The following is a 24,463-nucleotide window of genomic DNA, read 5'->3' on the forward strand; positions in this document are numbered from 1 at the left end:
TTAGTTGCGGGCGTCCTTTATTACGTCGTAGGCGTGGCTGATCTCACGGGTGCGCTCTTCTGCCATTTCCCGCATGCTTTCCGGCAGGCCGCGCCCAGCCAGTTTGTCCGGATGATTCTCGCTCATCAGTTTGCGGTAGGCTTTCTTGATCTCGGCGTCGCTGGCGGAGGGCGACACCCCGAGAACCTTATAGGCATCGTCGATCTGGCTGGCGGACGATGGTTGGCCAGACGCACCTGCCTGGCCGGCGTGAGCGCCCCTCAACATGGCTTCCAACTGGTCTACCTGGGCCTCGGGCAGTCCCAGCCCCCGGGCAATACGCACCAGCATCTCATGTTCGGCCGGGTGGACCACACCATCGGCGGCAACGGCAGACACCTGTACCTGAAGGAACATCTGCAGTAATGCGGGCTGGCGGCCACTCACCCGCAGGAAGTGTTGCAGTTCCGCATCCAGGTCGAAGTCATTGGCCTTGCCACGGTTGAAGGCAGCCTTGGCGCGCTCCCGGTGTTCGCCGGAGAGACGAAACCGATCGAACAGGCGTTCCGCCACCTGGATCTCATCGCGAGTGACAACGCCATCGGCTTTGCACAGGGCGCCCATCACCGCAAACACGGATTCCAGGAAGTCCGTCTGCACATTGCGCAGTTTTTGCCACAGACGGCTCTTGATGTATCGGGTCAACAGTACGCCTGCCACAGCGCCAATCAGGAGGCCGGGAAAGCGGCCAAACAGGTAGCCGATCAAACCGCCGATAAACAGGCCGAACATGTCAGTGTCCTTTTCAAGTGTTTAAAACTGCGCAAAGTATACGGGTTTCGGCGAAGAATTCGAAAATAACCCGTCGCGATGGAGGAATGTTCATGTCAGAAAGCGTTCTTCATTCACGGCGTCGATTTGTTCCGGACGCAGGTGTTGCTCTGCGTATCTGCGGTAGATACCTGTCTGGACGAACAACTGGAACACCGCCCGGTCGATGTGTCCGTCATTCACCATTCCCTGCATGATGGTCAGGGATTCGGTCAGTGTCTTGCCCTCCTTGTAGGGGCGGTCCACGGCGGTCAGCGCCTCGAAAATATCCGCCACCGCCATGATCCGCTCGGGAATGCCCATGTCGTCTGCGTTCAGCCGGCAGGGGTAACCTTGTCCATCCATGCGTTCATGGTGGGTGCCTGCCAGGTGGGGCACGTTCGCAAGTCTGTCAGGCAGGGGCAGGGCGTCCAGCATGCAGATGGTCTGTACGATGTGGTCGTTGATCCGGAAGCGTTCCTCGGGGGTCAGGGTTCCTTTTGCCACGGTCAGGTTGTGGAGCTCACCCTGATTAACGGCATGTTCTGGAAGTGTCATGTCGAATCCCCACCGGTTTCGTGGGTCGTCTTTGGCAACGGGTGGTTTGTGTTCCCCCCAGGGACGAAGGTGGCCGGGTTTGTCTGCCAGCAGAGGTTCTGTAGCAGGTGGCGTCTGCTCCGGTGTGCCAGTCAAAACCTGCTTTTCGTCGCCGGATAATCCCAGCCTGTCACTGAAATGACGCACCCAGGTGCGTTGGCCGATCTGTCGGATGTGCTCTATGTCGTCCTCCGACATGAATTCGCCACCAGTGTTGGCGTTGGCGACTGCGCGAAAGGCTTCCTGCAGCTCTTCCTGTTCCCGATCCCGGTCGGTTTCCGCCTGCTGAGAACTCTCTCCAGCCAGTTGCCTTTTCAGGCACCGAATCTCCGCATCCTGATGCAGAACTTCAAAGCGGGTGCGAATCTCATGGATGCGGTTGTAGATCGTTTCCAGTTTGACGGCCTTGTCCACCACATGCTCGGGGCTGGTGATCTTTCCACAGTCGTGAAGCCACGCTGCCAGGTGGAACTCGTAGCGCTCGTCGTCGTTCATGGTGAAGTTGGCAAAGGGTTCTGCGGGGCTCTGGATAGCTTCATCGACCATCATCTGGGCGAGTTTTGGTACGCGGTCGCAGTGGCCACCCGTATACGGTGACTTGGCATCAATGGCGTTGGCAACAAGGCGAATGATGCCCTCAAGCAACGCCTGCTGGCTTTCAATCAGTTCACGGGTTTCGATCGCAACGGCGGCGGAGCCGGCGATCTCATCGACGAATACGATCAGGTCGTCGCTAAGGTGGGTGTGCTCACCATGCTCCATTTCGATAACGAGGGCCCCAATCAACTGTTTGCGCCGGTTTCGGAGAATGGCGAATACCGGATGGCCGGAAAGGGCGTTACGGAGCGCCCTTATCACGTCGTTGTCGTCGTCCTTGGCGTTGACGCCGGTGATGGTCTCCGGCGGGTGTATGTCGCGGTCCACGGAAAGCCTGAGTTCGCTGTTCTGACGGCTCATCAGGTAGATAGCGCCCCGGGTCTGCCCGAGGATGTGAACGATCTGTTCGAGAATATCCTGCAAAAGGCTATCCAGATCCTGACCCCGATTGAGTGCGGTCGCAATGCTTTGGAAGCTGCGGATCGTACTGGCCATATCGTCCAGGGCGACGCTGAGTTGACGCGCTTCGCGAATATGGGAATCAACGGAAACGGACGTGTCGAAACGAAAACGGGAGAGTGCCCCCACCCGGCGTGTCAGCAATTCCAGTGGCCTACCCACACGACGGCCCAGGAACCAGCCGATGACCAGCAACAGAAGTGCGATAGCACTCGCCAGGATAGTCTGACGGGTCAAAGCTGCCCAAACATCAGCCAATAGTTCGTCGGCGGGAATGGCCACGGCGATTTTCAGGTTCTCCTGGTCCAGGGACTCAAGGGGCTCGGTCATGCCGTACCAGTCCCGGTTTTCAGTGGTAAAGCGGTTTACCAATTCACTCGTGGCTTGCATGCCATCGCGTTCCAGGACGGCGTTGATGGCTCCGTCATTCAGCCCCTGTGGCTTTGTTGTGTTGGATGTTGTTCCGCTGTTGGTGGTATCAGGCCCTGTGTAGGCCAGGGGGGAACCCTCGGCATTGACGATGGCAATCCGGGTGCCGGGCGTCTGCCGCAGTTCGGCCAGCTGCGTACCCAGGTCGGTAACAGTTACATCGATGCCAAACACGGTATTGTTGTCCATCCCCTTCGCAGTGGCTTGCCGTCGGGAAAGCGTCAAACCGGTTTCACCCGTGGTAAAGAAAACATAGGGCGCGGTCAGTTCCGTCGTACCGGAGGCATCAGCGAGCTCGTACCAGCCACGATCTCTGGGATCAAAGCGGTAGTCGGAAGGCGTGCGGCGTTCCAGAAGGGTGCGGCTGGCATCGTAGAAGTGCCATATGGGTTGCGGCCTTCCATCCTCGGCCCTGGTGATGGACTGGAGCAGGTATTGCGCATTGGTGGGGGCGTCAGGAAACTGCATGGCGCCAGAGCTACGTATCTTGCGTAGCAGGAAAAAATCGCCGTTGTCATAGCCAGCGTAAACGGCACTGACGATGTCGCTGCTATCGAGAATGTCTGCGACAACCGGCATCCGGACCAGGCGTTGTTGCAATGTATCGGCGACGGCCAAAGGGTCGTGGCTGAGGACCGCGAGGGCGGTTGACGGCGGGCCTGTAATGGCGCGGATACGGTCATCTACACTGACGGCAAGCTGGCGGGCCGTGGCGCTGGCGGCAGTTATCTTGGCGCTTTCCATGCCGCGAAAGCTTTGCCCGACCAGTACAATGGTGAGTGCCAGCATGCCGAGGGTGATTGTAGAGGCAATCAGAAAGGCAAGCGATACCTGTGCGGACTGGCGGTTCCGACGCATGGTTCATCCTTAAACGGTGGTCTGGCGTAGCGAAGCGCAGGGGACTGCACTGCCCTAAGGGTAGACGTTAAACTCCCGGTTTTCCTGATCATACGGTGAACGCGTAATGACCATGGATTTGTTCGAGTCATCTTCATCAGAGCCCTGGGTCGAGCCGCTCTGCGACGGGGCAGTTGTCCTTCGCCGTTTTGCCCGGGCCGACGCCAGCCGATTGCTGGAGGCGATTTCAGTCGTGGCGGAACAGGCCCAGTTTCGGCAAATGCAGACACCCGGTGGCCACACCATGTCGGTGGCGATGACTTGTTGCGGAGACTGGGGCTGGGTGACGGATGCGGGCGGTTATCGGTATCAGCAAACCGACCCGCTTTCGGGGGAACCCTGGCCTTTGATGCCGGCCGTGTTTCGGTCCCTGGCGGCAAAGGCAGCAAGCGCGGGGGGCTACTCGGGGTTTGAGCCGGACGCCTGCCTGGTGAACCGCTATGCACCTGGCGCCAAAATGGGGCTCCATCAGGACAAAGACGAGGACGACTTCGATCAGCCGATCGTTTCTGTGTCCCTGGGCACGCCGGCAATGTTCCAGTTCGGAGGCGCCCGGCGCAGTGACCGGCCGCAGCGAGTGCCCCTTGAGCATGGTGATGTTGTGGTCTGGGGCGGCCCGGCGCGGCTCCGCTACCATGGCGTGTTAACGCTCAAGCAGGCACTGCATTCGCTGACGGGCGCCTGCCGTTACAACCTGACGTTTCGCCGTGCGCGGTAATGGTGGGTGATGGCACCCTCAAGCGTGGTGGTCAAACGCTGTAGCAACTCCCCGCTGTGTCGCCAGAAGTGCCAATAGAGGGGCACCTTCAGCTCATGACCCGGTGCAAGATTGACCAGGCCCCCATTGTCCAGCCAATGACTGGCCTGGATTTGCGGAATCATGCCGTAGCCCATGCCGGCCCTGGCAAGCTGGACGAAACCTTCGGAGGAGGGGCACAAATGGTAGGGGAAACGGCCGTGGTAGCCACAGCCGGCCATGAATCGGTGCTGTAGCTGGTCGTTGGGGCCAAATACAATAGCCGGAGAGGTGGCGAAAGCTTCTGGTGTGATGCCATCCGGAAAAAAATGGCGAACATACTGTGGGGTCGCCAGCGGCATGTAGGTCATTTCCCCCAGTGCCACGCAACGCCCGCCAGCAATGGGCTGGCTGCTGCTGCACAGACAGGCGGCCACATCGCCATCGCGCATTCGCTTCAGGCCTACGTCCTGGTCCTCAATTACCAGATCGAGCAATAAACCCTCTCGGCTGCAGAACTCCCCAACCACAGCGGCCCACCAGGTGGCCAGGCTGTCGGCGTTGATAGCGATACGCAGGCGGGTGGTGTCCTCGGCAAGGGCGGGTATGGTTTTGCGCAGGTCCCTTTCCAGAAGCTGTACCTGCTGGAAGTGGTTCAGCAGCTTGTTCCCGGCCGGCGTTGCCTGCAGTTCCGGGTGCCGGACCAGAACCGGCTGGCCCAGGCGTACTTCAAGTGACTTGATGCGTTGTGATACGGCGGATTGCGTGAGCCCGAGTATCTCCCCGGCACGCTCAAACCCACCGTTCTCGATCACCGCGGCAAGTGCCTGCAGAAGCTTGTAATCCAACATAAGAAATATTCATGGGATATAAGGTTTATGATTTTTAAGTATAGCTCTTACCCCTTAAGCTTCCAGCAAATTCGGAGGGAAATATGCTGACAAGTTATCTGACAGGGCTGCTGGTGTGCGGCGGCATCATCATTGCGATTGGCGCTCAGAACGCCTACATCCTGGGGCAGGCGATTCGCCGGGAACATCATTGGTATTGCGCCGGCATTTGCATGACGGCGGATATCTTGCTGTTCACGGCAGGCATGTTCGGCGTTAACGCCGCGTTGATGGCCGTGCCTGAAGCGCTGGACGTGATGCGCTGGTTGGGTGTGGCGTTCCTCAGCTGGCTGGCGTTGCTGGCCTTCGCTCGTGCTGCGAAAGGACGTGATGCCCTGGATGCCAGGAAAGCGGATGTTTCGAGCCTGCGGACCGTAGTGTTGACCACCCTGGCGGTAACGCTACTGAATCCCCAGGTGTATCTGGATACCTTGTTGCTGATCCCTGCCATCGGCGCGCAACAGGCCAGCCCGCTGGTGTTTGTGGCCGGCGCCAGCAGTGCGTCTGTCATGTGGTTCTGCCTGCTGGCGTTCGGCGGGGCGGCGCTTTCTCCCTGGTTGTCGAGCCCCATGTCCTGGCGGTTCATTGATGGCGCCATTGGTTCCATGATGGCGATCATTGCCTTTCACCTCGCCAGCAACGGCCTGTCCGGGCCGGTGGCGTAAACAGGGCCCGGTCTCCGGGCCCGCCGGTTACTTTTCCGGCACCGTTCTGGTATGCTTCGCCGCCTTTAATTCGCAGCTTATGAACGTACCTTAATGAACGTCCCCACGACAGTTACGACGATCACTCCGCCCTAGCGTCCTGTGCTCCCAGGTTTGCGTCCTGATTGAACTCCGGTAGTCACTTCATGAGGACTACAACCGGTTTTTACGTCCCGAATTTGCCCTCTCTGACTGGATACCAACGATATGGTGAACAAGCTTAAGGCCGACTGGCTTTCCAATATACGCGGCGATTTGCTTGCCGGCATTGTGGTGGCGCTGGCGTTGATTCCCGAAGCCATCGCTTTTTCCATTATCGCCGGTGTGGACCCGAAAGTGGGTCTGTATGCCTCGTTCTGTATTGCGGTGGTGATTGCCTTCGTCGGCGGCCGCCCCGGTATGATCTCCGCCGCGACAGGCGCTATGGCGCTGTTGATGGTGACTCTTGTAAAGGAGCACGGCCTGGAGTATCTGCTTGCAGCTACGCTGCTGACCGGGTTGCTGCAGATCGGCGCTGGCTATCTGAAACTCGGTGGCCTGATGCGCTTTGTGTCCCGTTCCGTGGTGACCGGGTTTGTGAACGCGCTGGCTATCCTGATCTTTATGGCGCAGTTGCCAGAGCTGACTAATGTCACCTGGCACGTTTATGCGATGACCGCTGCCGGACTGGGTATCATTTACCTGTTTCCACTGGTGCCGGTCGTCGGCCGCATACTGCCATCGCCGTTGATCTGTATTGTCTCGCTGACCATCGTCGCGATGGTCTACAACATCGATATCCGCACGGTCGGTGATATGGGGCAACTGCCGGATACGCTTCCGATTTTCCTGTGGCCAGACGTGCCACTGAATCTTGAAACCCTGATGATCATCCTGCCTTACTCCGTCGGTCTGGCCATTGTTGGCCTTCTGGAATCCATGATGACCGCCACCATTGTGGACGACCTCACGGACACAACCAGTGACCGTAACCGGGAGTGCAAAGGGCAGGGCGTTGCCAATATTGGCTCTGGCCTGCTGGGTGGCATGGCTGGTTGCGCGATGATCGGCCAGTCCATTATCAACATCAAATCCGGCGGCCGAACCCGGCTTTCCACGCTGACAGCGGGTGTATTCCTGCTGGTTCTCGTGCTGGTGCTGGACCAGTGGCTGGTACAGATTCCAATGGCGGCCCTCGTAGCCGTGATGATCATGGTGTCCATCGGTACCTTCAGCTGGGCGTCGATCAAGAACCTGAAAGAGCACCCCCTGTCCACCAATATTGTGATGGTGGTGACCGTTATTGTCGTCGTCGCCACGCACAACCTGGCCTTCGGCGTGCTGGCAGGCGTGCTTCTGGCGGCCCTGTTCTTCGCCAACAAGGTGGGCCATTACATGCTGGTGACGTCCGACTTTGACGAAGCGACTGACACCCGCACCTACAACGTTGTCGGGCAGGTGTTCTTCAGTTCCTCGGAAAAATTCACGGAATCCTTTGATTTCAAGGAAGCAGTGGATAATGTGGTGATTGACCTGACCCGGGCTCACTTCTGGGACATCACGGCAGTGGGCGCTCTGGACAAGGCCGTTATCAAGTTCCGTCGCGAAGGTGCTGAGGTGGAGATTATCGGGCTGAATGAAGCCAGCGCCACCATTGTTGACCGCTTTGGGGTGCACGATAAACCCGACGCCGTTGACCAGTTGATGGCGCACTGATATGACACAAGCCAAGGAATTCAAAGACGTAACCGGTCAGAATAACAACCACAAGGATCACCAAGGCGAGGTTGAAATGCTACGAGTAGTTGCCTGTATCGACGGCTCCCGGGCTGCACCGGCGGTGTGTGATTACGCTGCCTGGGCCAGCAAGCACATGGAAACCCCGATGACTCTGCTGCACGTTCTCGACGAGGAACGCTATCCAACAGAGCCGGACCTGGCTGGTAGCATTGGCTTGGGAAGCCGTGAACAGCTGATGGATGAGCTTGCCGAGCTTGACCGCAAGCGTTCCAAGCTGGCCCTGGAACACGGCCATCACATGCTCGATGAGGCAGAACACCGGGTGAAGGAACAGGGCATTGACGACGTGATCAAGCGCCAGCGCCATGGGGATCTGACGGAATCCTTGCTGGCCCTGGAAAACCAGACCCGTCTGCTGGTCATGGGGCTGCACGGTGAGAGCAGTTCAGACCGTGACGTACATGTGGGCAGCCAACTGGAAACGGTGATTCGTAGTGTCCACCGCCCGATTCTTCTGGTTCCGGACGAGTACGAGCAGCCAAAGAGCGCCATGCTGGCTTTTGACGGCAGCGCCACGGCGTTCAAGGGCGTGGAACTTCTGGCGGGTAGCCCGGTACTGAAAGGCATGCCGATTCATCTGGTGATGATTGGAGCGGACACCAATGACCGCTGGGAACAGCTCAAGAAAGCAGAGAAGATGCTGGGTGACCTTGGCTCCGACATCACCCTCGCGATCCGCGCCGGGGATGTAGAGCCAACGCTCCACGCCTACCAGGAAGAACACGACATCGACATCCTGGTAATGGGTGCCTATGGCCATTCACGAATTCGACAGTTCCTGGTGGGAAGCACCACAACCACCATGCTGAAAACCGCGAAAAAGCCGCTGGTGATCCTGCGCTAATGCTGAACCAGCGGCGCTCTGTTGCCGGGCTGATGTCGGCCCGCTACTTTCTGTCGGGGCTGCTAGTGCTGCTGGTCTTGCTGACAGGCTGTGCCGGCAGTTTGCCGCCGGCCACTCATTCCGGAGCCGAAACCGCCGTGTTGACTGACGACAGTTTCCTTTCCAGCCAGTCCCGGCAACGGCTGGCTGACGCGAACGGTCAATCCGGTTATTACCTGCTGGATTCTGGTCAGGATGCCTTCCTGTACCGAGCCGCTATGATTGAGGCGGCTGAACACCGTATTGATGCTCAGTACTACATCTGGAATCGTGATGACTCCGGACTGCACCTGGCCGGCCGGCTGTTACTCGCAGCGGACCGTGGTGTTAAGGTCCGGCTGCTGCTGGATGACTTTAACGCCGAGGGGATCGGCGAATTGTTTGCTTCCCTGGATACCCACCCAAATATTCATATTCGCATCTTCAACCCAGCCAGAAACCGCAGTGGCTGGGGCCGATGGGTATCGTTCCTGATGGATTTCCAGCGAATAAACCGCCGAATGCACAACAAGACATTTGTGGTTGACGGGACTGCGGGCATTGTCGGTGGTCGCAACATTGGTGATGAATATTTCGGCTTCGATGAGAGCCGCTATTTCAGGGATCGCGATGTCCTTGCCCTGGGGCCGGTGGTTGAGGGTATGGCGGATAATTTCCAGGCTTACTGGAGCAGCCCCTGGGCTTACCCCGCTTCCGATCTATACACATCCATGCCTACTGGCGCGGAGTTGGCCGAGACGCTGGAGGGGCTTCGGCAGCAGGCCATCGCACAACCCCGGCTTCCCATCTCTGCCCCCACCGGGGCGGAACAGGGCAGGTCTGAACTGACCAGCGTGTTCAGCCGAATGACGATTGCTCAGGGGGAACTGGTGTTTGACCCTCCCCCTGAACATATGGACGCGCCATCCGAGACACCCAAACGGAGCGCACTGGCGTTGCAACGCCTGGCGCAGACAGCCACCCGGGAAATCCTGATCGAGTCCGCCTACCTCATTCTTGCCAGGGAACAGTTGCAGGCCCTGGGTGCCAATGAGCGCCCGCAACTGGAGGTTGCCGCGCTGACCAACTCTCTGGCTTCCAATGATCTGGTCACCAACCATGCCGGTTATGCCCGCTGGCGTCCCTACATGCTGGAGCAGGGCATAGACATCTACGAACTCAAGCCTGATGCCGAGGCCTGCCAGCAATGGTTGAGTGACGACGACTTCTGCGCCACGGGCGAGGTCAGCCTGCACTCCAAATCAGTGGTTTTTGATCGCAGCACCCTGGTGGTGGGGTCCTTCAACGTTAACCTCCGCTCCATCTACCTCAACGGTGAAACCGTATTGATTATCCACAGTGCCGAGCTGGCAGAGCGTGTGGCGGCAGATATACGGCTGACCATGGAGCCCCGTAATAGCTGGGAGGTGGCTCTGGACGAGGAAGGAGATCTCCAGTGGCGCAGCGGTGAGGCAGTGTTCACCAGCGAGCCGACCGTCCATTGGTGGCGCCGGGCGAAGTCCGGGTTCTTGTCGTGGTTGCCTATCGAGAAGTACCTTTAGTCTGGGCTTTGCCCGGGGTGTCAGGCAGCGCTCCCTGCTGCCACACCCGAGGCCCAGGCCCACTGGAAGTTATGGCCGCCAAGGTGTCCGGTAACATCCACCACCTCACCAATAAAGTACAGGTCAGGCTTGTCCAGAACCGCCATGGTCTTGGAGGACAACTGGCGGGTATCCACGCCACCCAGGGTTACTTCGGCCGTTCGATAGCCTTCGGTGCCGGCAGGTTTGATGGTCCATTGATCCAGGGCGCGGGCCACCTGTTCTATGTCGCTGTTCTTATAGCCCTGCAGTGGGCCGGCCCAGCCGTGAACGTCGTTCAGGGCCTGGGCGAAGCGTTTGGGCAGGTGTTGCGCAAGGTATTGGGCCACCGTGGATTGCGGTTTTGATTTACGCAGGTCGTGCAGGTCCTGTTCTACGTTGGTGGCGGGCAGCATGTTGACGCTCAGGCTGTCGCCGGGGTGCCAGAAGCTGGAAATCTGCAGCATCGAAGGGCCACTGAGCCCGCGGTGGGTGACCAGCATCGGTTCGCGGAAATGTTCGTTGTTGCAATGCACATCCACAGGGCAACTGACGCCGGACAGGGGCGCCAACTGTTCCTTCAGCTCCGGGTGTAGGGTGAAGGGCACCAACCCTGCCCGGGTGGGCAGTACGGCAAGCCCGAACTGTTTCGCAATATCGTAGCCAAAGCCGGTTGCGCCCATGGTGGGGATGGACAGCCCACCGCAGGCGATGACCAGGGATTCGCAGGTCAGGGTACCGCTGCTGGTTTGTAGCTGATAGCCGTGATCGACACCGCTGATTGTTTTAACGCTTGTCTTGAGCTGCACTTCCGCGCCAGCCCATTCGCATTCGGTGAGCAGCATATTGAGTATTTCCTTGCTGCTGTCCTTGCAGAATAGCTGCCCGGCGGCCTTCTCCTCGTGCTCGATGCCGTGGCGTTCCACCAGGTCCAGGAAGTGCTGGGGGGTGTAGCGTTTCAGGGCGGAGATGCAGTAGTGGGGATTGTCCGAGAGGAAGTTCGCCGGCGTGCTGTTGAGGTTGGTGAAGTTGCAACGGCCACCGCCGGACATAAGGATCTTCTTGCCGGGTTTGTTGGCGTGGTCGATCACCAGCACGTTGCGGCCACGGTAGCCTGCAGTCAGAGCGCACATCAGGCCTGCGGCACCGGCGCCTATGATGATGACGTCGTAGCTCGCCGTGTTCATCTGATGTTTTCCCGCTGCAGGCCTACGGAGTTCCGGCACGGGTTGAGGGCGGTCAGGGATACGCGGTGAATACGTCCCTGTACGCTCGACAAAAATATCCCTGTTTTTGACGATCTCTGACAGCTCTCAACCCGTGCCTTGCCAAACATCTGTGCTTGTACCGCCCTGCATGTATTAGTTGGGCGCAGTATACATTTTTGCGGAGACGTTAGGGCAGTTGCACGGAACCTTCCATATAAAACGCTGCCTGGCCCGCAATGGCGACGCGGTCGCCCTTCAGTTCACATCGCAGAACGCCGCCCCTTGCGGACACCTGATGTGCCAACAGGTGATCCTTGCCGAGCTTTTCGGCCCAGTAGGGCACGAGTACGCTGTGAATGGAGCCTGTAACCGGGTCTTCATCAATGCCGGCGCCAGGGGCGAAGTAGCGGCTGACGAAGTCGCAGTCTTCTCCCGGTGCGGTGATGATGACGCCCTGATTGCCCAATTCTTTGAGCTTTCGGATGTCAGGTAGAGCGGCTTTTACAGCGGCTTCGTCCTTGAGGGCCACGAGATAGTTGGTGTCGTTGGGCACGAATAACGAGGTCGCCGGAGCGCCCTCGAGTGCTTCGAGAATCTGGCTAGGCGTTGGGCGTTCTTCGGAGGCCAGGTTGGGAAAGTCCAGTTCCAGCCAGCCGTCGTCGGTCTGTTTCACTCCCAGGGGCCCGCTTTTGGACTGGAATCGGATTTGCCCCTTTTTCCATCCGAGTTTGTTGAAGATAACCCAGGCGCTGGCGAGAGTGGCGTGACCGCATAGCGGCACTTCAGTGCCTGGGGTGAACCAGCGTATGTGGAAGTCTTCGTCCGCTTCCTCGGGTAAGGGCACCAGAAAGGCTGTTTCCGAGAGGTTATTTTCCAGTGCCAGTTTCTGCATGGCGTTGTCCGGCAGCCACTCTTCAAGCGGCATGACGGCCGCTGGATTGCCGCTGAAAACCTGACTGGCGAAGGCGTCGACCTGATATATCGGTAGTGTTTTCATTCCCTTTCCTTTTGCGAGATTCGATGGATGATAGCCAGAGTCACCATTCTCCGTTTATGCAGACAACCATAACAGATTCAGATATTGTGATTTTGGACCGGTACAGGCTTTTCTGTTCGACATCTGTACTGGTGAGAATCTGTTTGATCTGTACTGCAGCCATTCTGGATTGATCTGGCAGGATGAAGCGATGGGCATTCTCTATAATCAGGTAGCAGACCAGTTACACGCATTGATTCGCGATGGGGTTTATCGCGAAGGCGAGCGGTTGCCTGGTGTTCGGGCCCTCAGCCGCCAGTTTGGCGTAAGCGTTTCAACGGTGCTTCAGGCCCACCAGACGCTGGAGGCCCGAGGCTACCTCGAAGCGCGGGAGCGCAGTGGCTATTTTGTGCATCTGCCCAGGCGGGATACGCCAGAACCAGTAATGCAGAAGCACAAAGCCAAGCCGGTGCCGGTGAGTGCCCGTGACATGGCCCTTGACCTTTGTGCTGATGAAGAGAAGCGCATGGTGCCTCTGGCCGCTGCTGTGCCACATCCCGATTTTTTGCCCGTGCGGCAGATCCAGCATGCCACCCTCTGGGCTGCGCGGCGTGGGCTGGAAACATTAGACTATGCCTTTCCCGGCAAGATCGAATATCGCCGTCAGGTGGCCCAGCGAATGGCGGCGTTGGGGATTATTACCACGCCCGACGACATTCTTGCCACCAACGGCGCCCAGGAAGCCATTATTCTTGCCCTGCAGGCGGTCACTTCGCCTGGGGATATCGTAGTTGTTGAGTCGCCGTCATTCCCGGGTATCCTCCAGGCGCTGGACGTGGTCGGGCTCCGGGTCATTGAAGTTCCCACGCATCCTTCGGAAGGGCTGAGCCTGGAGGGACTGGAGTTGGCGCTGGAACAATGGCCGGTGAAGGCATGCGTGGTGGTCCCCAATCACAGCAATCCCATGGGCGCGACGATGTCTGATCTTCGCAAGCAGCAGATGGTAAGGATGCTGGAAGCGGCGGGCGTTCCGTTGATTGAGGACGACATCTACGGCGACCTGTATTACGGCACCCATCGACCCAGACCGGCAAAGGTCTTTGACCGCACCGGCAACGTTATCTATTGCAATTCCTTCTCCAAGACCATCTCGCCCGGTTTGCGTCTGGGATGGATGATGCCGGGAAAATACCTCGCCGAAGCACGGCAGCAGAAGTATTTCAGTAATCTGGGTACGGCGAGTGTGCCGCAGATTGCCGTAGCGCATTTCCTGGAGCAGGGCGGTTACGACCGATACCTGCGTTCTGCCCGGCAGCGTTACCGAGAGGCAACGGACCGCATGCGTGCGGCCGTAGGGCGATCGTTTCCGGAAGGCACTGCCGTCAGCCGTCCCCAGGGCGGTTTCGTACTGTGGGTTCAGCTTCCGGGTAAAGTGTCCGGTACAGAGGTGTTTCGCCGGGCGCGGGAGGAAAATATCAACGTAGCTCCGGGCCTGATGTTCTCCATCACCGACAAGTACGAAAATTGCCTGCGGCTGAACGGTGCCAACCCTTGGAGCGAGCGGGTTGAACACGCCATTGCCCGGCTTGGCGCCATAGCGACCGCGGTTGCTGCCGAATCCTGAGCGTGTTTGGGGCCGTTGTTCGCCCCTCTGCTCGCTGACAACCTGTCATTTCGTGACAATCTGTCCAATTTTTCGGGTTATCACCTTCCTTCCGTATTGAATTCGGGTTTAAACTGAAGTCTCTGATCAATTTTCGTACGCGACGTTGCCGCTGTACGGTGAATGCCGCTCCATAATCACAATAACCCGGAGGCAGTCATGACCATCAGTTCCACGCCCGAAGGCGTTTCGGTTGCACCTCGACACATGCACTTCGATATTGCCGACGACCTCAAAACCCTGTGGCACGGCAATGACACCTTCCGCACGGCGTTCTTCAATGCGCTTTCGCTCCAGTTCCCCGATGGTGAGCAGCAGTTTATCAATGCGGTTCGGCTCTACCGGGACAAGGTGGACGATCCCAAGCTTAAGGAAGAGATTCGCGGGTTCATTGGCCAGGAGGCGCTGCATAGCCGGGAGCACAAGCACTACAACGAAGCGTTGAAGGCTCGTGGGTACAACATTGATGCCATTGATGAGCGATTCCGCAGGCATATGGCGTGGGTAGGCAACCTGCCGCCCAGTCGCCAACTGGCCGGAACCTGCGGCGCCGAGCATTATACCGCGGTGCTGGCGAATGCCATTCTCCGTCACCCGGAATGGATGGAAGGGGCCACACCGGACATGGAAAAGTTGTGGCGCTGGCACGCCATCGAGGAGACTGAGCACAAATCGGTGGCTTTTGACGTCTATCGACACTGCGTTGGCAATGAGCGTCTTCGCCGGATTGTATTCCTGTTTGTGACCTGGAATTTCTTCAAGTACACCTTCCTGAACACCTGCAGCCTGTTGAAAACCGACGGCAAGTTGTGGAGCCTCGGCACGTGGATCGGTGGTATTAACTTTCTATGGGGTAAACCGGGGGTGTTGCGCAAGTGCATGCCGGACTTCCTGGCCTATTTCCGCAAGGGGTTTCATCCGTGGCAACAGGATAACCGTGAACTGATCGAGAAAAACCTCAATGAACTTGAACTGAAGCCATCCGCTCGCTAGCAGGGTGCTGAAATATTGACCGCTTTGTGTAAGACTGGGCCTGCCAAAAACAATGACAATAAAGGGAAGCAACCGGCTGGAATAGCTTCCCATAGCTGGAGGCCCCATGCGCGTTGGTCTTATCGTTGATTCCGCCTGCGATCTGCCCTATGAGTTCAGTCGCAAGCACGATCTGTTTGTTCTGCCGGTCACGGCCGTTATCGATGGCCAGACCTACATCGACGAGCACGACCCGGTCAGGACCCAGGAATTCTACCAGAGCGGCCTGTTGCAGAAGGGCCACCACGCCGAAACACACGCCTTCTCCGCCGAACAGATCCACGACCTGTTCATGGAAAAAATTGTCACGGAATTTGACGTTGCCATCTGCGAAACGGTCACCCGGTCTCGCAGCCTGATTTTCCAGAATGCCACGGAAGCCATGAACAGTGTGATGGGGCACTATCATGAGGCCCGCCACGCCGCCGGGCGGGAGGGCAAATTCTCCATGCGAGTGATCGACAGCAAACAGATCTTTGCCGGTCAGGGTCTGCTGGCGGCTCACACCCTTCGCCTGATTGAGCAGAAGCTTTCGAAAAACGCCTTACGCAATGAAGTCGACACGTTTACCGACAGAATCTACACCTGCGTGATTCCCCGGGATTTGCACTATATCCGCGAACGGGCCCGTCGGCGTGGAGACAAGAGTGTGTCGGCTCTGGTGGCGTTTCTCGGCAAGGCACTGAACATCACCCCGGTCATTTTTGGTCAGGGCGCTGAAGGACAACCGGTTGCCAAAACCCGGAGTTTCGACGTGGCAGTGGAAAAAGTGATGAACTATGCCACCGCGAGGGTCGAGGCAGGACTGTTGACGCCCTATGTCAGCCTTTCCTGCGGCCTGACCTGGACTGAAATCGAGGACCTTCCAGGATTGAATCGCCTGCGTGATGCCTGTGAGAAAAACGGTGTTGAGCTGTTGCTCTCCCAGATGGGCATTACCAGCAGCATCTACATCGGCCCCGGCAGCCTGTGCCTGGCGCTTGCCGCAGAACCCCACGAATTCAGCGATTTCCAGTAGCCGGGGCTATCGGGCGCCCAGGCACCACCTCCCGTTTCTTGGCTCACTCGCACACCAAAGGCTGTATCTTCGGCAAACGCAGCCGGTCGGGCTTCGTGTTAGCCTCATGTCGTTCTCAATTCAGAAGCCCACTTCCAGACAGCACCGGACCCCGATTATGACCAAAGGTAAAACGGATCTCGCCAATGCGTTGCTCGAGCAACACGTAAAACACGAACTGGCTTCCCTGAAAGGGGCAAAGTTGCGGCGCTTTCTCGAAACCGAAGTGGATGAACTGTTTGACTACGCCGGGGCCATCACCCTGAACCGGCTGACCTCGGCGGAACAGGTTATGGGCGTGATCCAGCGCATTGTGATCAACATGGAACTGGATGCCGGTATCCCGGAACTGGCGGCCGAAATGGCCACGGAGGTATTGAACGCGCCAGTCCAGCGCACGTCCCGGTTACGGGATATTATCACCCGAGAACAGGCCACCGGGTTCCTCGAAGAGGCCCTTGAGCTACGTCAGCAGCGTGAGCGGGTGATCAGCGAGATCATGGCTCACCCGGTCTATCAGGAGCTGGTTTCAAACGTGGTGTATCAGGGCGTGGTGAACTACCTCTACGAGGACAACCTGATTACCAAGAGTGTTCCCGGTGTCGGCTCGATGATGAAGTTTGGCAAGCGCATGGCCAACAGGGCGGTTCCGGGCCTGGACGAGACCTTTGAGCGCCGTTTCAAGGCCTGGTTGTCCGACAGCCTGCCGGGGTTGATCAGCCGGAGTGAACAGTTCCTGAACAAGTCGCTGAGCGACGAGGAGCTGCGCGACAGCGTGATGGCCGTATGGGTGTCACTGGAAGACCGCACCATCGAAGAGTTGCACGAGGGGCTTGGAGACATACAGCTCCAGGAGTTTGTGGTTCTGGGGTATGAGTTCTGGCTGCAGTTCCGACAGACGGCCTATTTTGAGGGGTGTGCCAGGGCCGTGGTGGAGCACCTGTTTACCCTGTATGGCGACAAGCCGGTAATTGAGCTGTTGGCTGCCGTTGGGGTCGATCGCGATGTAGTCATGGCGGAGGTGGATGCCTACGCACTTCCTGTGATAGACGTGCTGCGGGAGGAGGGGTATCTTGAGGCCCTGATCCGTCGTCGTCTTGCGCCATTCTATAAGTCGGCCGCGGCGAAAAAACTTCTGCAGCAGGAGAGCTGAGCACTCCTGCGTTCGCGTGGGATGTTTGGCAATGCTGGTACCAACGGAGCTGTTCTGGGCCTATCTGGTGGCCATCTCGCTACTGACTGTCACGCCAGGGGTGGACACCCTGCTGGTGATGCGGAACGCCGGACGCGGTGGATTGAAACATGGTTTGCGGGATGGCTGTGTCACCAGCGTGGGCATCTGCTGTGGGTTGTTTATTCACGCGACCCTGTCCGCTCTGGGTATTTCGGTGCTGCTGGTAGAGACGGCCTGGGCGTTTACCGCGGTCAAATGGGCAGGTGCCTGCTACCTGATCTGGCTGGGGTTGAGTTCGTTGCGTCAGGCCATGGCCCGGGGCCCCGCAAACGCCGATGAATCCTCGATATCGAGCGCCGAACCGCCATTGATGAAACCGGTATCAATCTGGGTGGCGTTTCGAGAAGGCCTGCTGTCCAACGTGCTGAATCCGAAAACGGCGCTGTTCTATATGGCGTTGCTTCCTCAGTTTATCGATCCCGCCGGGAATGCATTCCAGCAATCGCTGTTCCTTGCGGCGGTTCACTTTGTGCTGGCGATGGCCTGGCAATGTGGGCTGGCGTTGGTGGTGGTCAAATCAAGAAGGCTTGGCGTGGGGCAGGGCGTAAAGCGCATGCTGAACGCGCTGACTGGTGGCTTCTTCGTCGCTATCGGGGCAAAACTGGCGACGCAGTGAAGTGGTGATGTATGAAAAAGGGGAGCCGAGGCTCCCCTTTTTGATGGTAATACGCTGAACGCAGCTATTACTTTTCGAGGTACTGCAGCTTGTCCGGCTTGCCGTCCCACTCTTCGGCTTCTGGCAGCGGGTCTTTCTTTTCGGTGATGTTGGGCCACTTGCCTGCCAGGTCGGCGTTGAGCTCCACAAACTGGACCTGATCCGCCGGTAGCTCGTCTTCCGAGAAAATGGCCTCAGCGGGGCACTCCGGCTCACACAGGGCGCAATCGATGCATTCGTCCGGATCGATTACCAGAAAGTTCGGGCCTTCGTAGAAGCAGTCAACCGGGCATACTTCCACGCAGTCCGTGTATTTGCACTTGATGCAGTTATCAGTAACGACAAACGTCATAGTCAGTTTCCTGGTCCAGTAGTCAATCTCATCAGTGTAATAATAATTGCGCGATATTGTATTGAGCGGCCTGCCCTGTCGCAAGCGCTGAGGCGCACTATCGTTATTACACAGATCAATTCTGCCGCTGAGTTCCGCTATTTCCCCAGCAGTTCTTTCAATTCGTACAGTCGGTTAAGGGCATCCCGCGGAGTCAGTCCGTCCACGTCCAGGTCGGCCAGACATTCTTCCACTTTGCTGGGCTCCAGGCTGGCGAACATATCTGCCTGCATTACCAGCTCGCTAACGCGGGCGGTGCGTGGCTGTTTTTCAGGTTCAGCCGGCGCCACGGCGGTATGATCGGCTGCCGGCCTGGCTGGTGCCGCACCGCCTTCAAGGTGGGACAACTGCTCCTTGGCATTGCGAATCACGTCCTGGGGCACGCCAGCCAGCTTCGCCACCTGCAAACCATAGCTCTGGCTCGCCGGGCCGTCATGAACGTTGTGCAGGAACACGATGGTGTCGTCGTGCTCGGTGGCTGTCAGGTGAACATTAACGGCGTGCTCAAGATCGTCGGCCAGTTGCGTGAGCTCGAAATAGTGAGTGGCAAACAGGGTGTAGCAGCGAATGTGTTTGGCCAGGTGTTCCGCTGTCGCCCACGCCAGGGACAGGCCGTCGAAGGTGCTGGTGCCGCGCCCAACCTCGTCCATCAGCACCAGGCTGTATTCCGTGGCGTTGTGAAGGATATTGGCGGTCTCAGTCATTTCCACCATAAAGGTTGAGCGGCCGCCGGCGATGTCGTCTGACGACCCCATGCGGGTGAAAATACGATCCAGTGGCCCGATGACCACGCGGTTGGCGGGCACATAGCTGCCGGTGTAAGCCAGCAGGGCAATCAGTGCTGCCTGGCGCATGTAGGTGGACTTACCGCCCATGTTGGGGCCGGTGATCACCAGCATGCGCCGTTGCTGGTCCATCAGCAGATCATTGGGCACGTAGGGATCGCTCAGTAGTTGTTCTACCACCGGGTGGCGGCCTTCTTCGATATCGAAGCCGGGCGTGTCACTGAATTCCGGGGCATTGAAGCGAAGGCTGGTGGCCCGCTCGGCAAAGTTGCTGAGCACATCCAGCTCCGCCAGGGCCTGAGCCGCGTCCTGCAGGGGCGCGAGTTCGGCGGCGACAGTTTCCAGCACCTCGTCGTACAGGGCTTTCTCTCGTGCCAGTGAGCGGCTCTTGGCGCTCAGGGCCTTGTCTTCGAATTCTTTCAGTTCCGGGGTGATAAAGCGTTCGGCGTTTTTCAGGGTCTGGCGGCGGATGTAATCCACTGGCGCCTGCCCGGACTGGGCGCGGGTAATTTCGATGTAGTAGCCGTGTACCCGGTTATAACCCACTTTCAGCGTGCTGATTCCGGTACGTTCGCGCTCACGAGTCTCAACGTCCAGTAGGAACTGACCTGCGTTCTCGCTGATGTTACGCAGCTCGTCGAGCTCTTCGTCAAAGCCTTCGCGGATAACACCACCATCCCGGATGACCACCGGCGGGTTGTCGATGATGGCTCGTTCCAGCAGGTCCGATAGTTCGGGGTACTCGCTGATCGTTGTGGCGAGTCTGACGACGTGGTGGGAATTGACCGGTGTCAGTGCGTTCTGTAAATCCGGCAGGCTTAGAAAAGCATCCCGCAGCCGTGCCAGATCCCTTGGGCGCGCTGAACGCAGCGCCACGCGGGCCAAAATCCGCTCGATATCACCGATGCTTTTCAACAGGTCATGAACCGGCTCATAGTGAAAGCCGTCCAGAAGTGCTGAAACCGCCTGCTGGCGTTGTTCCACCACGGTAATGTCCCGTAAGGGCCGGTTAAGCCATCGTCTTAGCTGGCGCCCACCCATGGCGGTCGCCGTCCGGTCCATCACCCAGGCCAGGGTGTGCTGGGTGCCGCCCATGAGGTTAGTGTCGATTTCCAGGTTACGGCGGCTGGTGGCGTCCAGGATTACCGCTTCCTCGCGCCGTTCACGGCTGAGTTTGCGAATGTGGGGCAGGGCGGTGCGCTGGGTTTCTTTGGCGTACTGCAGCAGGCATCCGGCGGCGCAGATGGCCAGCGTGAGGTCTTCGCAGCCAAAGCCGGTCAGGTCGCGGACCTGCAGTTGCTGGGTAATCACGCGGCGGGCGGTGTCGGACTCAAACAGCCATGGGCCCTGGCGACGGATACCGGTATAGCCGTCCAGTACGTCCTGATAAGGAAAGTCCTCACTGATCAGGATCTCCGCTGGGCGCAGGCGCTGGAGCTCCCCTTGCAGGCCCTCGAGATCGTCCAGTTCAGACACGGTAAACCGTCCGCTGGAGATGTCGAGGGAGGCAAAACCAAACTGCTCCCGGTGGCTGTAGATGGCGACCAGGAGGTTATCCCGGCGGTCCTCCAGGAACGCATCGTCGCTCAGCGTGCCCGGCGTCACAATGCGAACCACCTTGCGCTCTACCGGCCCCTTGCTGGTCGCCGGGTCGCCAATCTGCTCGCAAATGGCGATGGATTGACCAGCACGAACCAGACGTGCAATGTAGCCTTCAGCGGAATGGTAAGGAATGCCCGCCATGGGAATCGGGCTGCCCCCGGACTGCCCTCGGGCCGTCAGGGTGATATCCATCAGCTCGGCGGCTTTCTTGGCATCCTCGTAGAACAGCTCGTAAAAGTCCCCCATGCGGTAGAACACCAGTTCATTGGGGTGTTCACCCTTGATCTTGAGGTATTGCCTCATCATCGGGGTGTGGTGGGACAGATCGGTCTGGGCTGCTGACATGAACGGTTCCGGATCCATTGGCTTTATGTGAAGGCAGGGATTGTAAGAAAATAACCGCCATGATGAAACGAAGGAGATCATTATGCCACTGACTGACGAGGCATTGGCGGAAGCCGGCACGCAATTGGCTGACGTATTAATGCAACGCGAGCTTACGATAGCCACTGCCGAAAGTTGCACTGGCGGCTGGGTTGCCAAGGTGCTGACCGACCGCGCGGGCTCTTCTTCATACGTTCTGGCGGGACTGGTGACCTACAGCAACGATGCAAAAAGGGGCTTGCTGGGTGTGACTGAACCGTCGCTGGGGGAGCACGGAGCAGTTAGCGAACCGGTGGTACGGGAAATGGTTGCTGGTGCCCTGGCGGCCACGGGTGCGGATGTGGCTGTTGCGATCAGTGGCGTGGCGGGCCCTGGTGGCGGCAGTGACGACAAGCCGGTAGGCACGGTGTGGTTTGCCTGGGGGCGCTCTCCGGCTGACACCGAAGCGGTGGTTGAGCAGTTCCAGGGTGACCGTGATCAGGTTCGGCGCCAGGCGGTTCTTTATGTGTTACAGGGAGTTAGGGGCTTTCTGGAAAAGCCCTGAAACGGAGGGGTTGGTCTTGCCTTCGTGTTGTGTTTTAATACTGTTCAAATATACAGGAGTCCGGTTTTTCCGGGTTCCGCAGTCCATGATTTTGGCCGCCGGGCTCCCGTCCCGATAACGGCATTGGCGACAGAGGGTTTGCAACGATGGAAGACAACCGCAAGAAAGCACTGGGTGCAGCACTGAGCCAGATCGAACGCCAGTTCGGCAAGGGCGCCGTCATGAAGATGGGCGACCAGCCCAGGGAAGCGATCCCTGCGGTATCCACCGGTTCCCTGGGCCTGGATGTGGCGCTGGGAATAGGCGGTCTGCCTTATGGTCGTATCTGTGAGATCTACGGCCCGGAAAGCTCTGGTAAAACCACGCTGACCCTGCAGGTGATTGCCGAGGCCCAGAAGGCTGGAAAAACCTGTGCGTTTGTGGATGCGGAGCATGCCCTGGACCCGGTCTATGCCGAAAAGCTGGGCGTGAACGTGGATGAACTCCTGGTATCCCAGCCGGACACCGGTGAGCAGGCGCTGGAAATCTCTGACATGCTGGTACGCTCCAACGCTGTTGACGTCATCATCGTGGACTCCGTGGCAGCGCTGACGCCCAAGGCCGAAATTGAAGGTGAGATGGGGGACAGCCATGTTGGTCTCCAGGCCCGCCTGATGTCCCAGGCGCTGCGTAAGCTGACGGGTAACGTCAAGCATGCCAACTGCCTGCTAATCTTTATCAACCAGATCCGCATGAAAATTGGTGTGATGTTCGGCAGCCCCGAAACCACCACCGGCGGCAACGCCCTGAAATTCTACTCATCCGTTCGCCTGGACATTCGCCGCATCGGTGCCGTTAAAGATGGCGATGAAGTGGTGGGCAACGAAACCCGAGTGAAAGTGGTCAAGAACAAGGTATCTCCGCCGTTCAAGCAGGCCGAGTTCCAGATCATGTACGGCAAGGGCATCTACCACATGGCCGAAGTGCTCGATATGGGTGTGAAGGAAGGCTTCGTGGACAAGTCCGGCGCCTGGTACGCCTACAAGGGCGACAAGATCGGCCAGGGCAAGGCCAATGCCTGCAAGTTTTTGGAAGAGAACCTTGAGATCGCCAATGAGATCGAAGCGGCGGTGCGTGACAAGCTGATGCCCAAGCCGGCCAAGAAAGAAGAAGCTGCAAAGGAAGAGGCAACAGCAGACGCGAACGGTGAGCTTCTCTAAGCTCTGTTATTAGTTCCTGCGTTATCGGGGAGATAGTATGGATGCGAAGAAAAAACTACTGGTTGTCGCCCATGCACCCTCCCCGAATACCCTTAAACTAAGGCAAGCCGTAGAGCAGGGCGCAAAACACGAAGACATCGAAAATGTCGAGGTCACGGTGCTCCCTCCGCTGGAAGCAGGCCCGGAAGATGTTCTGGCCTGTGATGCCATCATCCTCGGTACCACTGAAAACCTTGGTTACATGAGTGGTGCGTTAAAGGATTTTTTTGACCGCAGTTACTACCCCTGCCTTGAGAAAACCCAGGGTTTGCCCTTCACCTTCTACATCCGCGCCGGTCTCGACGGTACCGGCACCCATCGCGCTATCGATTCCATCACCACGGGCCTGCGTTGGCGGCTGGTGCAGGAGCCATTGCTCTGTCATGGCGACTATCGGGACGAATTCGAGGATCAGTGCCGGGAACTGGGGCTCTACATGGCCGCCAGCCTGGATGCCGGGCTGTTCTAGGAAGCTTTAGTTGGCGTAGCGGTTGTACAGGCCTTCAATGCGGGAAAGGGCATTGTCCACGGTTCGTGAATACCCCTTTTTGTCGAAACAGTAGCTGAACTGGATGCTTACCCGGTAACCGGTCTGATAGGGCTGGCAACTGATCACCCGGGCGGCGACACGGGATTCGCGGATGTACTTGCCATGAAAGTCCATATAGAGACGGGCGCCAGACTCTACTGGCCTTGGGCAAAGCACCGCCATGCCATAGCGATTCAGGTCCAGGCAGGTGACAGCGGTCGAATTCTTCCCTCGACCAAAGAAGCCACGCTCCTGCAGCTGTACCTTCAGGCACATGGCAGGGTAGCGGTCCTTGATTCTGCGGTCTGCGGAATCACTCATCATACGTTGGCATCCGTTGCGTATCTTGTGATTATTATTGGCCCGTTCTTCCACCGGGACGTTGAAGTCTAGTGCCCACGATGGTGACTGAAAAATGACCAAGCGAAGAACTGTGACCGGGTTATCAAAATGGGGCTGCAGTGTGCCAACAGCAAAATCATGCCCCTAATGACATGGTGTTCAGACCTGGGTGCTGACCAGTCGCCCCCGGCGGTCTTCGGTGGGAGCGGCCTTGCCGGTTTTCGGGTTCAGTAATCGCGGGCTGCGCCTGGACCGCTTCTTGCGGCGGTCTGGCCCCTCAAAAGCCACCTGTGCCCGGCGTCGGTCGGGCTGTACACGTCGGTCGCCCTGCGGTTTTTCCGGCGACGGTGACGCCTGTTGCGGCTGCGGTGCGGTAAAGGGTTTGCGTTTTCGCAGTGACTCCAGCACCGTCAACGGTTGTGACTGATTTCGATAAATATCCATTGAATGAGTGTCCCGCCCTGAGGTTGAGGCCTCTGTTATTATGCCCGATTGATCAATTTA

Annotated in this window: 22 protein-coding genes; 13 read left to right on the forward strand and 9 right to left on the reverse strand. The window is 58.2% G+C overall.

What is annotated here, in order from left to right:
- Positions 1 to 771 (reverse strand): co-chaperone DjlA, encoded by a 771-nt coding sequence (djlA, locus tag ACTRWH_RS16505; protein ID WP_036204533.1) that lies wholly within the window; start codon positions 769 to 771, stop codon positions 1 to 3.
- A 90-nt stretch (positions 772 to 861) separates the two neighbouring features.
- Entirely contained in the window at positions 862 to 3,729 is a 2,868-nt protein-coding gene (locus tag ACTRWH_RS16510) for an HD domain-containing phosphohydrolase (RefSeq protein ID WP_462826650.1), read from the reverse strand.
- A gap of 106 nt (positions 3,730 to 3,835) precedes the next feature.
- Here ACTRWH_RS16510 and alkB point away from each other — a divergent pair, with 106 nt between their 5' ends.
- The gene (gene alkB, locus ACTRWH_RS16515) at positions 3,836 to 4,486 is read left to right on the forward strand and encodes a DNA oxidative demethylase AlkB (protein WP_036204535.1); all 651 of its coding nucleotides are present in this window, start codon (positions 3,836 to 3,838) and stop codon (positions 4,484 to 4,486) included.
- Here alkB and ACTRWH_RS16520 read toward each other — a convergent pair.
- Entirely contained in the window at positions 4,456 to 5,355 is a 900-nt protein-coding gene (locus ACTRWH_RS16520) for a LysR family transcriptional regulator ArgP (protein ID WP_228210538.1), read from the reverse strand. The two genes, alkB and ACTRWH_RS16520, sit on opposite strands and share 31 nt — an antisense overlap.
- A gap of 83 nt (positions 5,356 to 5,438) precedes the next feature.
- On the opposite strand from ACTRWH_RS16520, the gene ACTRWH_RS16525 reads away from it, so the two are divergent.
- The 4 genes from ACTRWH_RS16525 (at position 5,439) to ACTRWH_RS16540 (ending at position 10,301) form a co-directional block, all read left to right on the forward strand.
- Positions 5,439 to 6,059, forward strand: a complete 621-nt coding sequence (locus ACTRWH_RS16525) for a LysE/ArgO family amino acid transporter (protein ID WP_007151886.1) — start codon at positions 5,439 to 5,441, stop codon at positions 6,057 to 6,059.
- Positions 6,060 to 6,305: 246 nt separating this feature from the next.
- Complete coding sequence (locus ACTRWH_RS16530; protein ID WP_036204539.1) at positions 6,306 to 7,793, forward strand: SulP family inorganic anion transporter; 1,488 nt, start codon at positions 6,306 to 6,308, stop codon at positions 7,791 to 7,793.
- A 1-nt stretch (position 7,794) separates the two neighbouring features.
- On the forward strand, positions 7,795 to 8,721 hold the full coding sequence (locus tag ACTRWH_RS16535; protein ID WP_041334700.1) for a universal stress protein: 927 nt from the start codon (positions 7,795 to 7,797) through the stop codon (positions 8,719 to 8,721).
- On the forward strand, positions 8,721 to 10,301 hold the full coding sequence (locus tag ACTRWH_RS16540; protein ID WP_462826651.1) for a phospholipase D-like domain-containing protein: 1,581 nt from the start codon (positions 8,721 to 8,723) through the stop codon (positions 10,299 to 10,301). The genes ACTRWH_RS16535 and ACTRWH_RS16540 overlap by 1 nt, the downstream gene beginning before the upstream one ends.
- 20 nt (positions 10,302 to 10,321) lie before the next feature.
- Here the strand turns inward: ACTRWH_RS16540 and ACTRWH_RS16545 are convergent, their stop codons facing one another.
- Positions 10,322 to 11,506 carry an aminoacetone oxidase family FAD-binding enzyme gene (locus ACTRWH_RS16545; protein ID WP_462826652.1) on the reverse strand — a complete coding sequence of 395 codons (1,185 nt, stop codon included), beginning with the start codon at positions 11,504 to 11,506 and terminating at the stop codon, positions 10,322 to 10,324.
- A 208-nt stretch (positions 11,507 to 11,714) separates the two neighbouring features.
- Entirely contained in the window at positions 11,715 to 12,524 is an 810-nt protein-coding gene (locus ACTRWH_RS16550) for a PhzF family phenazine biosynthesis isomerase (RefSeq protein ID WP_462826653.1), read from the reverse strand.
- Between the two features lie 190 nt (positions 12,525 to 12,714).
- Between ACTRWH_RS16550 and ACTRWH_RS16555 the strand changes: the two genes are divergently transcribed.
- From ACTRWH_RS16555 to ACTRWH_RS16575, 5 genes are all read left to right on the forward strand, one after another.
- On the forward strand, positions 12,715 to 14,127 hold the full coding sequence (locus ACTRWH_RS16555; RefSeq protein ID WP_462826654.1) for an aminotransferase class I/II-fold pyridoxal phosphate-dependent enzyme: 1,413 nt from the start codon (positions 12,715 to 12,717) through the stop codon (positions 14,125 to 14,127).
- A gap of 198 nt (positions 14,128 to 14,325) precedes the next feature.
- The gene (locus ACTRWH_RS16560) at positions 14,326 to 15,159 is read left to right on the forward strand and encodes a metal-dependent hydrolase (protein WP_075195840.1); all 834 of its coding nucleotides are present in this window, start codon (positions 14,326 to 14,328) and stop codon (positions 15,157 to 15,159) included.
- A gap of 106 nt (positions 15,160 to 15,265) precedes the next feature.
- Positions 15,266 to 16,216, forward strand: a complete 951-nt coding sequence (locus ACTRWH_RS16565; RefSeq protein WP_036204559.1) for a DegV family protein — start codon at positions 15,266 to 15,268, stop codon at positions 16,214 to 16,216.
- A gap of 157 nt (positions 16,217 to 16,373) precedes the next feature.
- Positions 16,374 to 17,408 (forward strand): hypothetical protein, encoded by a 1,035-nt coding sequence (locus ACTRWH_RS16570; RefSeq protein WP_228210810.1) that lies wholly within the window; start codon positions 16,374 to 16,376, stop codon positions 17,406 to 17,408.
- 31 nt (positions 17,409 to 17,439) lie between these two features.
- Positions 17,440 to 18,105, forward strand: a complete 666-nt coding sequence (locus ACTRWH_RS16575; RefSeq protein ID WP_036204562.1) for a LysE family translocator — start codon at positions 17,440 to 17,442, stop codon at positions 18,103 to 18,105.
- A 67-nt stretch (positions 18,106 to 18,172) separates the two neighbouring features.
- On the opposite strand, the gene fdxA is transcribed toward ACTRWH_RS16575, so the two are convergent.
- Positions 18,173 to 18,496 carry a ferredoxin FdxA gene (gene fdxA, locus ACTRWH_RS16580; protein ID WP_007151871.1) on the reverse strand — a complete coding sequence of 108 codons (324 nt, stop codon included), beginning with the start codon at positions 18,494 to 18,496 and terminating at the stop codon, positions 18,173 to 18,175.
- 137 nt (positions 18,497 to 18,633) lie between these two features.
- Entirely contained in the window at positions 18,634 to 21,267 is a 2,634-nt protein-coding gene (gene mutS / locus ACTRWH_RS16585) for a DNA mismatch repair protein MutS (protein WP_228210811.1), read from the reverse strand.
- An 82-nt stretch (positions 21,268 to 21,349) separates the two neighbouring features.
- On the opposite strand from mutS, the gene ACTRWH_RS16590 reads away from it, so the two are divergent.
- The 3 genes from ACTRWH_RS16590 to ACTRWH_RS16600 all read left to right on the forward strand — a co-directional run bounded on the left by ACTRWH_RS16590 (position 21,350) and on the right by ACTRWH_RS16600 (position 23,557).
- Entirely contained in the window at positions 21,350 to 21,850 is a 501-nt protein-coding gene (locus ACTRWH_RS16590; protein ID WP_228210812.1) for a CinA family protein, read from the forward strand.
- A gap of 146 nt (positions 21,851 to 21,996) precedes the next feature.
- Positions 21,997 to 23,049, forward strand: a complete 1,053-nt coding sequence (gene recA / locus ACTRWH_RS16595) for a recombinase RecA (protein WP_036204567.1) — start codon at positions 21,997 to 21,999, stop codon at positions 23,047 to 23,049.
- A gap of 37 nt (positions 23,050 to 23,086) precedes the next feature.
- Positions 23,087 to 23,557 (forward strand): flavodoxin family protein, encoded by a 471-nt coding sequence (locus ACTRWH_RS16600; RefSeq protein WP_041334718.1) that lies wholly within the window; start codon positions 23,087 to 23,089, stop codon positions 23,555 to 23,557.
- Between the two features lie 6 nt (positions 23,558 to 23,563).
- Here ACTRWH_RS16600 and ACTRWH_RS16605 read toward each other — a convergent pair whose 3' ends face one another.
- Both ACTRWH_RS16605 and ACTRWH_RS16610 read right to left on the reverse strand, forming a co-directional pair.
- Complete coding sequence (locus tag ACTRWH_RS16605) at positions 23,564 to 23,938, reverse strand: PilZ domain-containing protein (RefSeq protein WP_228210813.1); 375 nt, start codon at positions 23,936 to 23,938, stop codon at positions 23,564 to 23,566.
- A gap of 180 nt (positions 23,939 to 24,118) precedes the next feature.
- On the reverse strand, positions 24,119 to 24,403 hold the full coding sequence (locus ACTRWH_RS16610) for a hypothetical protein (protein WP_228210814.1): 285 nt from the start codon (positions 24,401 to 24,403) through the stop codon (positions 24,119 to 24,121).
- Positions 24,404 to 24,463: the final 60 nt, after the last annotated feature.

The organism is Marinobacter sp. G5_S1_61_S3 (assembly GCF_054968585.1).